Here is a 13623-nt window from a genome sequence, read left to right as displayed (position 1 = left end):
CGGGCTACGGCGTCGCGGAGCCGGAGCCGCCAAGCTCGCCGGTGATGTAGCGCTGCAGGGTCGGGCCCACCGCGGCCACCACCTGCTCCGCCGGCAGCGAGGCCAGCGGTTCGAGCTTCATGATGTAGCGCATCATGGCCAGCCCGGCGATCTGGCTGGCCACCAGCGACGCGCGCAGCGGCGCCTGCGCCGGGTCGAGCCCCAGGTCAGCCTGGACCCGGCGCAGGATCTGCGTGGTCAGGAACTCGCGCAGCAGCCGCATGCTCAGGTCGTTGCTCATCGCGGTGCGGATCACCGACGCCCCGATCGCGCCGACGGGCGAGTCCCAGATGGTCACGAACAGGCGTACCAGCCGGGTCCCGGCCTGCTCGGCCCCGCCCGCGGTGACCTCGCCGATCATCTCCGACGGCGCCATCGGGAACTGCATGACGCTGACGAACAGCTGCTCCTTGGTGCCGAAGTAGTGGTGCACCAGCGCCGGGTCCACCTCGGCCTCGGCCGCGATGGCGCGCATCGTCGCCGCGTCGAAGCCCTTCTCCACGAACAGCCGCCGCGCCGCGGCCACGATCGCCTCGCGGGTGTCGGGGTTGCCCGGCCGGCGGCCGGTGCGGCTGCGCTTCATCTGTACTCCCGCGGCGAGGTGGCCCCGCGCCCCGGTGCGGCGGGCGGGCCCAGGTCCGTAAGGGACGCGGCCCGCCCTCCGGCCGCCGACGGCGGCGGAGGACGGGCCGATGATCGTCTGTCCCTCGTCGATTCTCCCGGACCGCGCGGCCGCGGCCGATCAGGGGGTACGCCGCCGCAGCGTGCCCGCCGCGGCGACCAGCGCGACCACCACCGCCCCGGCCACGATCGCGAAGTCGCGCCACATGGTGCCGGTCGGCTCCGCGTGCGCGCCCACCTCCTGCAGCGCCTCGACCGCATAGGTCAGCGGCAGCGCGTCGCTGACCGCCTGCAGCCAGCCCGCCATCGCGTCGCGCGGCACGAACAGCCCGCACAGCAGCAGCTGCGGCACCGCGATCACCGGCATGAACTGCACCGCCTGGAACTCCGTCTTGGCGAACGCGCTGGCCAGCAGCCCGAGCGCCATGCCCAGCACGGCGTTCGCGACGGCGATCAGGATGACGTAGCCGGCCGCTCCCCGGGTGTCCAGATCGAGCAGCAGGTACGCCAGCGCGGCGGCGACGGCGGCCTGCAGCGCGGCGGCCAGCCCGAACGCCAGCCCGTACCCGAACAGCAGGTCGGTCTTGCGCAGCGGGGTGGTGAGCAGCCGCTCCAGCGTGCCGGTGGTGCGCTCGCGGAGCATCGCGATGCTGGTGATCAGGAACATGATCACGAAGGGGAAGACGCCCAGCATGATCAGGGCGATCCGGTCGAAGACGAACTCCGACTCCTGGTACATGAAGTACAGCAGGGTGAGCAGCAGCGTCGGCACCGCCACCAGCATCGCCACGGTGCGGCGGTCGTGGCGCAGCTGGCGCAGGATGCGGCCGGTCGTGTGCAGCAGGATCATGCCGGGACCTCGCTGTCGGCGCCGCCGGAGCGGGGAGCGGGCACGGCCGTCTCCCGGCGCCGGATCAGGGTGAGGAAGGCCTGGTCCAGATCGTCCGTGCCGGCGGCGGCCTTGACCGCGGCAGGGGTGTCGTCGGCGATCAGCGAACCCTCGCGGATCAGCAGCAGCCGGTCGCAGCGGTTCGCCTCGTCCATCACGTGGCTGGACACGACCAGCGTCGAACCCGCCTCGGCCAGGCCGCGGAACTGCGCCCACAGCTCGTCGCGCAGCACCGGGTCCTGGCCGACGGTGGGCTCGTCCAGGATCAGCACCTTCGGCTTGCTGACGATCGCGCAGGCCAGCGAGGCCCGGCTGCGCTGCCCGCCGGACAGGTTGCCGACCAGCTGACCCGCGGCGTCGGCCAGGCCCACGTCGCGCACCGCCGCGTCGGCCTCGGCCGCGCCGAGCCCGTAGAGCGCGGCGAAGTAGCGGGCGTTCTCGCGGACGGTCAGGTCGGCGTACACGCTGGGGGCCTGCGTGAGGTAGCCGATCCGCTGCCGCAGCTTCGCGTCGCCCGCGGGGTGGCCGAGCACGGTCACCGTGCCGGAGCGCACCACCTGGACGCCGACGATCGCGCGCATCAGCGTGGTCTTGCCGCTGCCGGACGGGCCCAGCAGGCCGGTCACGCTGCCCTCCGGGATCGTGCAGCTCAGGCCGTGCAGCACCGGCCTGGCTCCCCGGTGTACGACGAGGTCGGCGACCTCGATCGCGGATGTCATGGGCGGTCCCTTCGCTGAAATTCAACGCTGATGAAATACAAGCTAAGGTCGAGGCTGTCACCGGTCAAGCGGCGCTTTTCAGGGAGGCTGGTGCGCGTGCCGGGGCTGGCTGGTCAGCCCGGCTCAGCGGGCCTGGCGGCCTGGCGGGGCCCTGCGGCCGGCGGGCCAGGTCAAGATCGCGGGTTCGGGTCAGAAAGTGGAGTGTGACCGCAGATTCCGACCCGAAACGGCGATCTTCGTCCGATCGATCTTCGCCGTGGGTCGGTGAAGACGGCGCCGCCGCGCGCCCCGGAGCGGGACGCGCGGCGGGCACGATGTGTCAGAGAGCCAGTACGCGCTCGAGGAAGTTCTTGTAGCCCCGCATCGCGATCCGCATCGCCTCGGTGTCGGCCGAATCCGTGCCCTGGCGCGGGTCGAGGTCACCCTGCTCGGCCAGCAGCGAAGCAGCCAGCGCAGCCACCGCCGCGTTGACCAGGCCCTGCGCGTCGTTCAGCGCCGCCTCCGGCTCGTCCACGAACCGGGTCTGCACCTCGCGCCACGCGTCCCGGAACCGCTGCGCCTGGTCCGGCTCCCACACCGCGATGGCCGTCTCGGCCACGTCGCCCGGCCGCAGCGCGGTCGCCGTCGGCGCCACCAGCTCGACGTCCACGTCCTCCGTCTCGTCGGCGTCCACGGCGGCCGCCTCCGGTGCGGCTTCCGCGACGGCCGTGCCGGCCGGGGTGTCCAGCTCCATCTCCGCGTCCACCACGTCATCGGCGTCGGCCGCCGGGGCATCCTCTTCGGACGTCACCCCGAGCAGGTACGCAGACTCGGCCTCCGGCGCGTCGCCGACCTCGGCCTCCGGTGCGTCGCCGCCCTCGGCCTCCGGCGCGTCGGCCACGGCCTGCGCGTCCGGCGTCCCCGCTACGTCGCCCCCAGGCGTCTCGTCCCCGTCAGCCTGCGCGTCGATCGCCTCGCCGGCCTCGCCGTCACCGTCGCCCGCCACCTCGGCCGCGGCCTCGGGTGCGTGGTCGCCATCGGCCTCCGCGTCGAGGACCACCACGTCCTCGGCCTCGGCGTCCAGGCTCGCCACGTCCTCGTCCTGCGCGTGGAGGGTCGCCGCGTTCTCGCTAGCCGCGTCGAGGGTCGCCGTGTCCTCGGCCGTGGTCAGCGGGGCATCCTCGACGTCGGCTTCGTACTCGGCGGTCGCCGCCGCGTCGGCCTCAGCCTCCGGAGCCGCTGCCTCTTCGGCCTCAGCCTCGGGCGACTGCTCGTATCCGGCCTCCGACCCGGGCGCGTCGTCCTCGTCAGCCTCGGCTCCGAAAGCGCCGTCGACGTCGGCCCCGGCAGTGTCCACCTCGTCGGCTGTCGCTTCGACGGACTCGGGAGCACCGGTTTCCGCTGCGGGGGTGTAGGCAGCGTCGCCTTCGGCTTCCGGAGCGTCCGCGCCATCGGCCGCCGCCTCAGGTGAGTCCTCCGTGTCGGCCCCGGCCTCGGGCGAGGCGTGCGTGTCGGCCCCGGCCTCGGGCGACTCCGCGTCGTCGACCTCAGCCTCGGCGACGTCCAGGTCGTCGGCGGTCGCCTCCGGCGCGTCCTCGTCGTCCGCTTCCGCGCTCGGCACCTCGTCAGCCTCGGCTTCGGGCCCCTCGTCGGTCACCGCTTCGGTGTCCGGGGAGCCCTCCGCAGCGGCCTCGGCGTCCGGGGGGCCGTCGGCCTGGGCCTCAGCGTCGACGGTGTCCTCCGCCTCGGCTTCAGGGGATTCGTCGTCGGCCTCAGCCTCCGGAGCGTCGTCGGTCTCAGCCGCCGGGGTGTCGTCGGCATAGGCCTCCGGGATGTCGTCGGCGTCCGCCTCCGCGTCGAGCGCCTCCTCCGCCTCGGCCTCGGGAACGTTCTCGTCGCCGGCCTCGGCCTCGGGGCCGTTCTCGTCGTCGGCCTCGGCCTCGGGGCCGTTCTCGTCGTCGGCCTCGGCCTCAGGGGTGTCGGTCTCGGCCTCGGCGTCAAGGGTGTCTTCGTCGTCTGCCCCGGCCTCGGGCGCGTCGTCGCCCGCCGCTGGCTCAGGCAAGCCGGTGCCGTCGGCCTCGGCGTCCACCGCGTCGGCGTCGGTCTCGGCCGGGGGCTCGTCGGTGCGTACCACCGGGGTCACCAACGGCAGCTCACTGGTGTTCTCCAGCAGGGCGGCCTGCTCCTGCGGGCTCAGCTGGAGGGTCGGCTCGGTCTCGGTCTCGGCCTCGGGCGCGGCGGGCTGGGGCGGCACCGGCGGGATGAACGTCGGGATGCGGGGCGGCAGCGGGGCGAAGTGGGGGTTGGTCATGCGAACCTCGGCTCTCGCGGTGGGGGACAGCGCCCACGACGGGGCGCTCGCGTAGATGCGGGTCAACGTACCGCCGGGCCTGCCGTTCGCGCTTCATACCAGCGGGCGAAACTGTGACCGGGGCCACCTCGATCACTCGACTTGCCTGGCACATGGTGGTAAGGGCGCCCAAGATACGCACAGGTGCCTGGCAAGTCGGGCGATCTTCGGGCAACAGGTGAGACGGTCGCCGCACCGGCGGGGCGATGTGATCGCGCGTGAGGGAGAATTCCGGTGTGTCAGGGACCGAGCAGCTGGATCCGGGGATCGCGGCCCGTCTGAAGCGCGACCGCGACGGGCTCGTCGCGGCGGTGGTGCGCCAGTTCGACACCGGTGAGGTGCTGATGCTGGCGTGGATGGACGACGAGGCGCTGCGCCGCACGCTGTCCACGGGGCGGGCCACCTACTGGTCGCGCAGCCGGGGGGAGTACTGGGTGAAGGGCGAGACCTCCGGCCACCACCAGTTCGTCAAGGCCGTGGCGCTGGACTGCGACGGCGACGCGCTGCTGGTGAGCGTGGACCAGGTCGGTCCGGCCTGCCACACCGGCACCCGGACGTGTTTCACCGACGAGCTCGCGATCAGCATCGACACGGCGCACCGGCAGGAGTTGACGGCATGAGCATCGCGGCGAGCAGCGGGGCGGTCAGTCCCGACCTGGCCGGTTTCCGGGCCCGGGCCGCGCACCGGCGGGTGGTGCCGGTGTCGCGCCGGCTGCTGGCCGACGCCGAGACGCCGGTGGGGGTGTACCGCAAGCTCGCCGGCGGGCCGGGCACGTTCCTGCTGGAGTCGGCGGAGCAGGGCGCGGGCGCGGCGGGCACGGCGTGGTCGCGCTACTCCTTCATCGGGGTGCGCAGCCTGGCCACGTTGACCGAGCGGGACGGGCAGGCGCACTGGCTGGGCAGCCCGCCGGACGGCGTGCCGGCCACCGGCGACCCGGTCGCGGTGCTGCGGGAGACCGTCGCCGCGCTGACCGGCTCCGACGCGGGCGACGAGGACCTGCCGCCGCTGACCGGGGGACTGGTCGGCTTCCTGTCGTACGACCTGGTGCGCCGGTTCGAGCGGCTGCCGCAGCTGGCCGAGGACGACCTGCACGTGCCGGAGCTGGGGCTGTTCCTCGCCACCGACCTGGTGGTGCTGGACCACTACCTGGGCCAGGCGATCGTGGTCGCCAACGCGGTGCTGCCCGAGCACGCCGACGACGAGCAGGTCGCGGCGGCATACCACCACGCGATCGGCCGGCTGGACGCGATGACGACGGCGCTGTCCCGGCCCACCCCGCCGATGATCTCCACGGTCAACCGGGTGCGCCCGACGGAGCTGGTGTCGCGCACCCCGGCCGGGGAGTTCGGCAAGGCGGTGGAGGTGGCCAAGGAGGCGATCCGGGCGGGCGACTGCTTCCAGATCGTGGTGTCGCAGCGCTTCGAGACGAAGACCGACGCCGACCCGCTGGACATCTACCGGGTGCTGCGGGCGACCAACCCGAGCCCGTACATGTACCTGCTGCGCTTCGACGACTTCGACATCGTCGGCTCGTCCCCCGAGGCCCACGTCAAGATCACCAAGGGCGACGACGGGGTACGCCGCGGCCTGCTGCACCCGATCGCGGGCACCCGCCCGCGTGGCGAGTCGCCGGAGGCCGACGCCGCGCTGGCCGCGGAGCTGATCGCCGACCCGAAGGAGCGCTCCGAGCACGTCATGCTCGTCGACCTGGGCCGCAACGACCTGGGCCGGGTGTCGCGCGCGGGCACGGTCGAGGTGCCGGAGTTCGCCATGGTGGAGCGCTACAGCCACGTCATGCACATCGTGTCGACCGTGGTCGGCGAGCTGCGCGAGGACTGCACGGCGCTGGACGCGCTGGCTGCGACGTTCCCGGCGGGCACGCTGTCGGGCGCGCCGAAGGTGCGCGCGATGGAGATCATCGAGGAGCTGGAGCCGACCCGGCGCGGCCTGTACGGCGGCACCGTCGGCTACTTCGGCTTCGGCGGCGACCTGGACATGGCGATCGCGATCCGCACCGCCCTGCTGCGCGGCGGCACGGCGTACGTGCAGGCCGGGGCGGGCGTGGTGGCCGACTCGGACCCGGCGTTCGAGGAGCTGGAGACCCGTAACAAGGCGATGGCGGTGCTGGCCGCCATCGCCACCGCTCAGACCCTGCAGGCCGCCCGATGAGCGCACCGCACACCCCCGCCGACCGGGCGGACGCCGGCGGCCCGCGCGGCGAGGACGCGACGCGCGGCGCTGCCGTGCGGCGTACCCGGATGATGGTCCTGGGCGGGCTGGCGGTGCTGGTGCTGCTGTGGTTCGTGCCGGGGGGCTCGGTGTCCTGGGTGCGGCCGCTGCTGCTGGCGCTGGCCGCGGGCGTGGTCGCGGTCTGGTACTGGCGGCGCTCCGGCGACCATGCCCGGCGCACCGCCGCGAAGGCCCCGCGGGCCGAGGACACCCGGGACCTGTGGGACGCGCTGGACCGGGGCGAGGACCTCACCGATGATGCGCGGGTCTGACCGGGCGCTGATCGTGCGGGTGGACACCGGCACCGCCGAGCTGATCCCCGACCCCGACCTGCCCGACGCATGGCTGCTGCGGCTCAACGGCACCGCCCAGTCGCACGTCAACCTGAACGACCCGACGCTGATCGCGTTCGACTACATCCGCCGCTTCGCCGACGTCATCGACGCGGTGTGCCCGGCGGGGCCGCTGGACGTGCTGCACCTGGGCGGGGGAGCGATGACCCTGCCGCGCTGCCTGGCGGCGATGCGGCCGGGCAGCCGGCAGACCGTGGTGGAGCTGGACCGGGCGCTGGCCGAGCTGGTCACCACCCGGCTGCCGGTCGACGCCGACGGCGTCGAGCTGCTGGTCGCCGACGCCCGGGCGGCGCTGGAGCAGGCCGAGCCGGCCGCGGTGGACGTGATCGTCGCGGACATCTTCACCGGTGCGAAGGTGCCGGCGCACGTGACCACGGTCGAGTTCGCGCGGGCGGCGCGCCGGACGCTGCGGCCGGGCGGGTGGTATCTGGCCAACGTCATGGACGTGGCGCCGCTGACCTTCGCCCGCCGCCAGGCGGCCACCCTGCGCGAGGTGTTCGGCGAGGTCGCGGTGGTGGCCGACGCGGCGCTGCTGCGCGGGCGGGGCACCGGCAACCTGCTGCTGGTGGCCGGGGACGACGCGGCGGGCATCCGCGAGCTGGTGCGGCGCATCGCCGCCGACCCGACCCGGGCCCGGGTCGAGCACGGCCCGCGGCTGGCCCAGTTCGTGCGGAACGTGCCGCCGCGATGGGATGAATGAATCCCCCGGACCGGTGCCGCCGCGCGGCTGAGCGTCCACCCGCTGCCAGGGGAGCGTCGACGGTCCGCCACCGGGTGCGGCATTATGCACTAGCCCATCAGGTGAGGCACGCCATACCCCGTTCACCTTGCGCGAGTGGCGGGTGCCTAGCATCTGCCCATGGCATCCGACGAGCTGAGCAGCATGGAGCCAGGCGAGCCGGCCCCGAGCGCATCGATGCGAGACCACGGCGGCAGCGTGCTCGACGAGATCATCGCGGGGGTCCGTGAGGACGTCGAGGCGCGGGAGCGCCTGGTCTCCATGGACGAGATCAAGAAGCGCGCGGCGGCGGCCGCGCCACCGCTCGACGCGTACGCGGCCCTGCGCCGCGCGGGCGTGGGCGTGATCGCCGAGGTGAAGCGCTCGTCGCCCAGCAAGGGTGCGCTGGCGGAGATCCCCGACCCGGCCGAGCTTGCGGCGGAGTACGAGGCGGGCGGCGCCCGCGCGGTCAGCGTGCTGACCGAGGGCCGCTGGTTCGGCGGCTCCCTGGACGACCTGGCCGCGGTGCGGGCCCGCATCGGCATCCCGGTGCTGCGCAAGGACTTCGTCTGCTCGTCGTATCAGGTGCACGAGGCGCGCGCGTACGGCGCGGACCTGGTGCTGCTGATCGTCGCGGCGCTGGAGCAGAAGGTGCTCACCGGCCTGCTCGACCGCATCGAGTCGCTGGGCATGACCCCGCTGGTCGAGGTGCACACCGAGGAGGAGGCCGACCGGGCCCTGGAGGCCGGCGCCCGCGTCATCGGCGTGAACGCCCGCAACCTGCGCACACTGGAGGTGGACCGGTCGGTGTTCGAGCGGATCGCGCCCGGCCTGCCCAACAGCGTCGTCAAGATCGCTGAGTCGGGCGTCCGGGGTCCGCTGGACCTGATCAAGTACGCCTCGGCGGGCGCCGACGCGGTCCTCGTCGGCGAGGGCCTGGTGACCCAGAAGAGCCCGCGCGACGCCGTCGCCGAGCTCGTCAACGCGGGCAACCATCCCGCGACGCCGCGGCCCGCGCGCTGACGTACCGCACACCCCTCGCCTGACCGCCGCTGCGCCTGCACGGCGGCTGACGCCGAAGGAGGGGCACATGTTGCCCGACGACCGGGGCCACTTCGGCCCGTACGGCGGCAGGTTCGTCCCGGAGGCGCTCATCGCGGCGCTCGACGAGCTGGACGCCCACTACCGCAAGGCCATGGCGGATCCCGAGTTCACCGGCGAATTCGAGCGGATGCTGCGCGAGTACGCGGGCACCCCGTCCCTGCTCTACGACGCCACCCGCCTGTCCGAGCGGGTCGGCGGCGCGCGCATCCTGCTCAAGCGCGAGGACCTCAACCACACCGGCGCGCACAAGGTGCGCAACGTGCTCGGCCAGGCGCTGCTCACCAAGCGCATGGGCAAGACGCGCGTCATCGCCGAGACCGGCGCCGGCCAGCACGGCGTCGCCAGCGCCACCGCCGCGGCGTACCTCGACCTCGAATGCGTCGTCTACATGGGCGAGGTCGACACCCGGCGCCAGGCACTCAACGTGGCCCGGATGAAGATGCTCGGCGCCACCGTCATCCCGGTGACCACCGGCTCCAAGACGCTCAAGGACGCGATCAACGAGGCGCTGCGCGACTGGGTCACCAACGTCGACGCCACGCACTACCTGCTGGGCACCGCGGCCGGGCCGCACCCGTTCCCGGCGATGGTGCGCGACTTCGTGCGCGGCATCGGCGTCGAGGCCCGCGCCCAGTGCCTGGCGCTGACCGGCGCGCTGCCCGACGCGGTCGCGGCCTGCGTCGGCGGCGGCTCCAACGCCATCGGCATGTTCCACGCCTTCGTGCCCGACGCCGACGTGCGCCTGTACGGCTTCGAGGCGGGCGGCGACGGGGTCGAGACCGGCCGCCACGCCGCCAGCATCACCGGCGGCAGCCACGGCGTGCTGCACGGCTCCCGGTCGTACCTGCTGCAGGACGACGACGGCCAGACCATCGAGTCGCACTCGATCTCGGCGGGCCTGGACTACCCGTCGGTCGGCCCCGAGCACGCCTGGCTGCACGACCAGGGCCGCGCGCGGTACCAGCCGGTCACCGACGCCGAGGCGATGGAGGCGTTCGCGCTGCTGTGCCGCACCGAGGGCATCATCCCGGCGATCGAGAGCGCGCACGCGCTGGCCGGGGCGATCCGGGTCATCCCCGCGCTGCGCGAGGAGCTGGGCCACGAGCCGACGGTGATCGTCAACCTGTCCGGCCGCGGCGACAAGGACATGCACACCGCAGGCGAGTACTTCGGCCTGTTCGAGGGCGGGGACGTGATCGGGTGAGCGCGAGCGGCGAGTCCCTCGGGCGCGGCACGGAGGAGACGCGATGAACGTGACCACCGCCTACGAGAAGGCGCGGGCCGAAGGCCGGGCCGCGCTGGTGGGCTACCTGCCCGCCGGGTTCCCGTCGGTGGCCGGGGGCATCTCCGCGGTCAAGGCGATGATCGAGGCCGGGGTCGACCTGGTGGAGATCGGCCTGCCGTACTCCGACCCGGTCATGGACGGCCCCGTCATCCAGCGCGCCACCGAGGTGGCGCTGGCCGGGGGCGTACGCACCCGCGACGTGCTGGCCACCGTCGAGGCCGTGTCCGGCGCGGGCGTGCCGGTCCTGGTGATGACGTACTGGAACCCGGTCGAGAAGTACGGCGTCGACGCGTTCGCCCGCGACCTCGCCGCGGCCGGCGGCGCCGGGCTGATCACGCCCGACCTCATCCCCGACGAGGCCGAGGAGTGGCTGGCCGCCTCCGACGCGCACCACCTGGACCGGGTCTTCCTGATCTCGCCCTCGTCGACCGACGAGCGCATCGCCATGACGGTCGCGCACTGCCGCGGCTTCGTCTACGCGACCGCCGTCATGGGCGTCACCGGCGCCCGCGACAGCACCTCCAGCGACGCCCCCACCCTGGTCGCCCGCGCCAAGAAGGTCGCCGGCACCCTGCCCGTCGGCGTCGGCCTCGGCGTGCGCAGCGGCGTCCAGGCCGCCGAGGTAGGCGCCTACGCCGACGGTGTCATCGTCGGCAGCGCCCTGGTCTCCGCCCTGGCCGAAGGCGGCGAACCCGCCCTCCGCGCCCTGACCCACGACCTCCGCACCGGCCTCACCCCCTGACCCCGGTTCGTGGTCGATCATGAACTTATGGGCGTGCTCGACGGCGTGTCGGCGCCCATAAGTTCATGATCGATCGCTGCCGCCCGCCCGGCTCATGATCAGCGGAAAGTCGGGATGGGCGGGGGGTGGGAGTGTGGGGGCGGGGACGGTAGGGTTTGCGCTCGTGAACCTCGCCTCCATCCCGTCCCCGTCCACGGCGGTCTGGCACCTGGGACCCGTGCCGCTGCGGGCGTACGCGCTGTGCATCATCGCGGGCATCGTGCTCGCCTGCATCGTGACCGACCGGCGTATGCGCAGCCGGGGCGCCCCGCCGTGGGCCGTGCTCGACATCGCCGTCTGGGCGGTGCCGTTCGGCATCGTCGGCGCGCGGATCTACCACGTGCTCAGCTCGCCTGACGCGTACTTCGGCGAGGGCGGCAACCTGGCCAACGCCGTCAAGGTGTGGGAAGGCGGCCTCGGCATCTGGGGCGGCGTCGCGGGCGGCGCGCTCGGCGCCTGGCTGGCCTGCCGCCAGCTCGGCATGTCGTTCAGCTTCGTGGCCGACACCATCGCCGTGGGCCTGCCGCTGGCGCAGGCCGTGGGCCGGCTGGGCAACTGGTTCAACAACGAGCTGTACGGCGGCAAGACCGACCTGCCGTGGGGCCTGCAGGTGCACGTCATGTCCGACACCACGCCCGGCCAGGCGATGATCGGGCCGGACGGCGAGCCGGAGCTGCGCGAGGGCCTCTACCACCCGACCTTCCTGTACGAGCTGCTGTGGAACGTCGGCGTCGCGGGCGTCGTGTACTGGCTCGACAAGCGCTTCAAGTTCGGCCGGGGCCGGGCGTTCGCGCTCTACGTGATGCTCTACACGCTCGGCCGGGGCTGGATCGAGGCCATGCGCACCGACCCGGCGACCATGATCGGCGGCATGCGCCTGAACGTGTGGACCTCGATCATCGTCTTCCTGGGCGCGGCGGCGTTCTTCTTCCTCCGCAAGGGCCCGCAGGAGTTCCTGATCCCGAACGTCGACGCGGCCGGTGAGCCGGTCAAGGGCTTCCAGGTCGTCACCGAGGAGCAGTACCAGGCCTTCCTCGCCGACGGCACCCGCCCGGACGCGGTGGACGGCCCGTCCGGCGACGCCGACCTGCCGGGCGGCTCGGCCGACGAGACAGACGACCCCTCGGACGGCGGTCCGGCACACCTGCCCGCCCAGAAGATCTCCGCGAAGGACTGACGGCATGCGCAGCGCGGTGGTGGTCGGTGCGGGCGTCGGCGGCCTCGCCACGGCGGGGGCTCTGGCCCGCACCGGGTGGCGGGTCACCCTGCTGGAGCGCGCGGACCGGCTGCGTGCCGAGCCCGCCGCGCTGCTGCTGTGGCCCAACGCCGTCGCCGCGCTGCGCTCGCTCGGCCTCGGCGCCGGGCTCGCGGCCATCGCGACCCCGGTCCCGCTGGGCGGCCTGCGCCGCGCCGACGGGCAGTGGCTGGCGCAGCCGTCCGCGGTGAGCCCGACCGCGACCCCGGTCGTGGTGCACGCCGAGGACCTGCACGACACGTTCATCGCCGGGCTGGGCGACCACATCGAGATCCGCACCGGCATCGCCGTGAAGACCATGCACGCGCGGGCCGGCGACCGGCCCGCGGTCGGCGACGGCCGGCACACCTGGGAGGCCGACGTCATCGTCGCCGCCGACGGCGCCGACAGCACGCTGCGCGCCCGGCTCGCCCCGCAGTCGATCGCGGTCAGCTCCGGGTACGCCGCCTGGCGCGCGGTCATCCCGTGGTACCGGGCGCCGAAGCTGCCCGAGGACCTGGTCCTGGCCGGCGAGACGCTCAGCGGCGGCTACCGCTTCCTGGCCGCCTCGCTGGGCGACCGGGGCAGCTCCGGCGCGTCGAGCCGGGGCGGCATCTACTGGACCGCGACGGTGGCCGGCGCCGCCCGGCCGGAGCCGAAGGCCACCCAGCTCACCCTGCTCAAGCGCTGGTTCGCCGGCTGGCACGCGCCGATCTCGGACCTGCTGGCCGCCACCGAGCCCGACGACCTGGTGCAGCAGGACGGCCGCCAGCTGCGGCCGCCGCCCAACGAGCTCGCGTTCCCGATCGGCACCGGCGGGTTCGCGCTGGTCGGCGACGCGGCCCATGCCATGCCGCACCACCTGACCCAGGGCGCCGGGATGGCGCTGGAGGACGCGGCCACGCTGCGCGCCCTGCTGCTGCCCGCGATCCCGGGCCCGGCGTGCAACGCGGCGCTGGCGGCGTACTCGGCCGCGCGCCGGGCCAGGGCGGCGCAGGTGATCCGGCAGACGCAGCGCGTCGGCGCGGTGCTGGCCCCGCGCGGCAACCTGGTCGCCCGCGCCCGTGACCGCGCCTTCGGCGCCCTGGCACCCCGCGTCCTGGACAAGGCCGCGGCCGTCGCCGCCGACTGGCAACCCCCCGCCGCCTGACCGCCCCGCGACTCCACCGGCCCGCTGGGGACCGTCGCGCGCCTGCGTCCCGGCTCGTCCAGCCGGCCCGGCTCGTCCAGCCGCCCGTGCGCCCGTTGATGATCGCGAGTTCTGGTGCTCGCCAAGGCGCTGATCCAGCAGCCGCGGGTGCTGCTCGTCGACGAGCTGTCG

Annotated in this window: 13 protein-coding genes; 9 read left to right on the top strand and 4 right to left on the bottom strand. The window is 73.9% G+C overall.

The genetic code is table 11. From position 1 onward, the window contains the following. Positions 1 to 4: 4 nt before the first annotated feature. The 4 genes from AB0J67_RS09620 to AB0J67_RS09605 all read right to left on the bottom strand — a co-directional run bounded on the left by AB0J67_RS09620 (position 5) and on the right by AB0J67_RS09605 (position 4558). A complete protein-coding gene (locus AB0J67_RS09620; RefSeq protein ID WP_363478736.1) occupies positions 5 to 622 on the bottom strand; it encodes a TetR family transcriptional regulator in 618 nt (205 codons plus the stop codon). A 159-nt stretch (positions 623 to 781) separates the two neighbouring features. Then, entirely contained in the window at positions 782 to 1510 is a 729-nt protein-coding gene (locus tag AB0J67_RS09615; protein WP_363478733.1) for an ABC transporter permease, read from the bottom strand. Further along, entirely contained in the window at positions 1507 to 2268 is a 762-nt protein-coding gene (locus tag AB0J67_RS09610) for an ABC transporter ATP-binding protein (RefSeq protein ID WP_363478730.1), read from the bottom strand. The genes AB0J67_RS09615 and AB0J67_RS09610 overlap by 4 nt, the downstream gene beginning before the upstream one ends. A 319-nt stretch (positions 2269 to 2587) precedes the next feature. Beyond that, positions 2588 to 4558 (bottom strand): hypothetical protein, encoded by a 1971-nt coding sequence (locus AB0J67_RS09605; protein ID WP_363478727.1) that lies wholly within the window; start codon positions 4556 to 4558, stop codon positions 2588 to 2590. A 275-nt stretch (positions 4559 to 4833) separates the two neighbouring features. Between AB0J67_RS09605 and hisI the strand changes: the two genes are divergently transcribed. The 9 genes from hisI (at position 4834) to AB0J67_RS09560 (ending at position 13452) form a co-directional block, all read left to right on the top strand. Then, positions 4834 to 5217 (top strand): phosphoribosyl-AMP cyclohydrolase, encoded by a 384-nt coding sequence (gene hisI / locus AB0J67_RS09600; protein ID WP_363478724.1) that lies wholly within the window; start codon positions 4834 to 4836, stop codon positions 5215 to 5217. Further along, positions 5214 to 6767, top strand: coding sequence for an anthranilate synthase component I (locus tag AB0J67_RS09595; RefSeq protein WP_363478721.1), 1554 nt, complete (start codon positions 5214 to 5216; stop codon positions 6765 to 6767). Before hisI ends, AB0J67_RS09595 begins: the two co-directional genes overlap by 4 nt. Further along, positions 6764 to 7099 carry a hypothetical protein gene (locus AB0J67_RS09590; RefSeq protein ID WP_363478718.1) on the top strand — a complete coding sequence of 112 codons (336 nt, stop codon included), beginning with the start codon at positions 6764 to 6766 and terminating at the stop codon, positions 7097 to 7099. The genes AB0J67_RS09595 and AB0J67_RS09590 overlap by 4 nt, the downstream gene beginning before the upstream one ends. Then, positions 7083 to 7880 (top strand): fused MFS/spermidine synthase, encoded by a 798-nt coding sequence (locus AB0J67_RS09585; RefSeq protein WP_363478715.1) that lies wholly within the window; start codon positions 7083 to 7085, stop codon positions 7878 to 7880. The genes AB0J67_RS09590 and AB0J67_RS09585 overlap by 17 nt, the downstream gene beginning before the upstream one ends. A gap of 183 nt (positions 7881 to 8063) precedes the next feature. Then, on the top strand, positions 8064 to 8921 hold the full coding sequence (gene trpC / locus AB0J67_RS09580; RefSeq protein ID WP_363478852.1) for an indole-3-glycerol phosphate synthase TrpC: 858 nt from the start codon (positions 8064 to 8066) through the stop codon (positions 8919 to 8921). 67 nt (positions 8922 to 8988) lie between these two features. Next, entirely contained in the window at positions 8989 to 10206 is a 1218-nt protein-coding gene (trpB, locus tag AB0J67_RS09575; protein WP_363478712.1) for a tryptophan synthase subunit beta, read from the top strand. Between the two features lie 43 nt (positions 10207 to 10249). Beyond that, on the top strand, positions 10250 to 11029 hold the full coding sequence (gene trpA / locus AB0J67_RS09570) for a tryptophan synthase subunit alpha (RefSeq protein ID WP_363478709.1): 780 nt from the start codon (positions 10250 to 10252) through the stop codon (positions 11027 to 11029). A 163-nt stretch (positions 11030 to 11192) separates the two neighbouring features. Next, positions 11193 to 12245 carry a prolipoprotein diacylglyceryl transferase gene (gene lgt / locus AB0J67_RS09565; protein WP_363478707.1) on the top strand — a complete coding sequence of 351 codons (1053 nt, stop codon included), beginning with the start codon at positions 11193 to 11195 and terminating at the stop codon, positions 12243 to 12245. A 4-nt stretch (positions 12246 to 12249) separates the two neighbouring features. Continuing rightward, the gene (locus AB0J67_RS09560; RefSeq protein ID WP_363478704.1) at positions 12250 to 13452 is read left to right on the top strand and encodes an NAD(P)/FAD-dependent oxidoreductase; all 1203 of its coding nucleotides are present in this window, start codon (positions 12250 to 12252) and stop codon (positions 13450 to 13452) included. The last annotated feature ends 171 nt before the right edge of the window (positions 13453 to 13623 follow it).

Origin of the sequence: Catellatospora sp. NPDC049609 (assembly GCF_040675365.1) — a bacterium.
Lineage (GTDB): Bacteria > Actinomycetota > Actinomycetes > Mycobacteriales > Micromonosporaceae > Catellatospora.
Note: the sequence above shows the minus strand (reverse complement) of the source record. Positions and strands in the feature narration are given on the sequence as shown.

What these genes read in the sequence shown, in the direction of transcription:
- AB0J67_RS09620 (WP_363478736.1), bottom strand. Translation starts at nt 622, where the DNA reads ATGAAGCGCAGCCGCACCGGCCGCCGGCCGGGCAACCCCGACACCCGC.
- AB0J67_RS09615 (WP_363478733.1), bottom strand. Translation starts at nt 1,510, where the DNA reads ATGATCCTGCTGCACACGACCGGCCGCATCCTGCGCCAGCTGCGCCAC.
- AB0J67_RS09610 (WP_363478730.1), bottom strand. Translation starts at nt 2,268, where the DNA reads ATGACATCCGCGATCGAGGTCGCCGACCTCGTCGTACACCGGGGAGCC.
- AB0J67_RS09605 (WP_363478727.1), bottom strand. Translation starts at nt 4,558, where the DNA reads ATGACCAACCCCCACTTCGCCCCGCTGCCGCCCCGCATCCCGACGTTC.
- AB0J67_RS09595 (WP_363478721.1), top strand. Translation starts at nt 5,214, where the DNA reads ATGAGCATCGCGGCGAGCAGCGGGGCGGTCAGTCCCGACCTGGCCGGT.
- AB0J67_RS09590 (WP_363478718.1), top strand. Translation starts at nt 6,764, where the DNA reads ATGAGCGCACCGCACACCCCCGCCGACCGGGCGGACGCCGGCGGCCCG.
- AB0J67_RS09585 (WP_363478715.1), top strand. Translation starts at nt 7,083, where the DNA reads ATGATGCGCGGGTCTGACCGGGCGCTGATCGTGCGGGTGGACACCGGC.
- trpC (WP_363478852.1), top strand. Translation starts at nt 8,064, where the DNA reads ATGGAGCCAGGCGAGCCGGCCCCGAGCGCATCGATGCGAGACCACGGC.
- trpB (WP_363478712.1), top strand. Translation starts at nt 8,989, where the DNA reads ATGTTGCCCGACGACCGGGGCCACTTCGGCCCGTACGGCGGCAGGTTC.
- trpA (WP_363478709.1), top strand. Translation starts at nt 10,250, where the DNA reads ATGAACGTGACCACCGCCTACGAGAAGGCGCGGGCCGAAGGCCGGGCC.
- AB0J67_RS09560 (WP_363478704.1), top strand. Translation starts at nt 12,250, where the DNA reads ATGCGCAGCGCGGTGGTGGTCGGTGCGGGCGTCGGCGGCCTCGCCACG.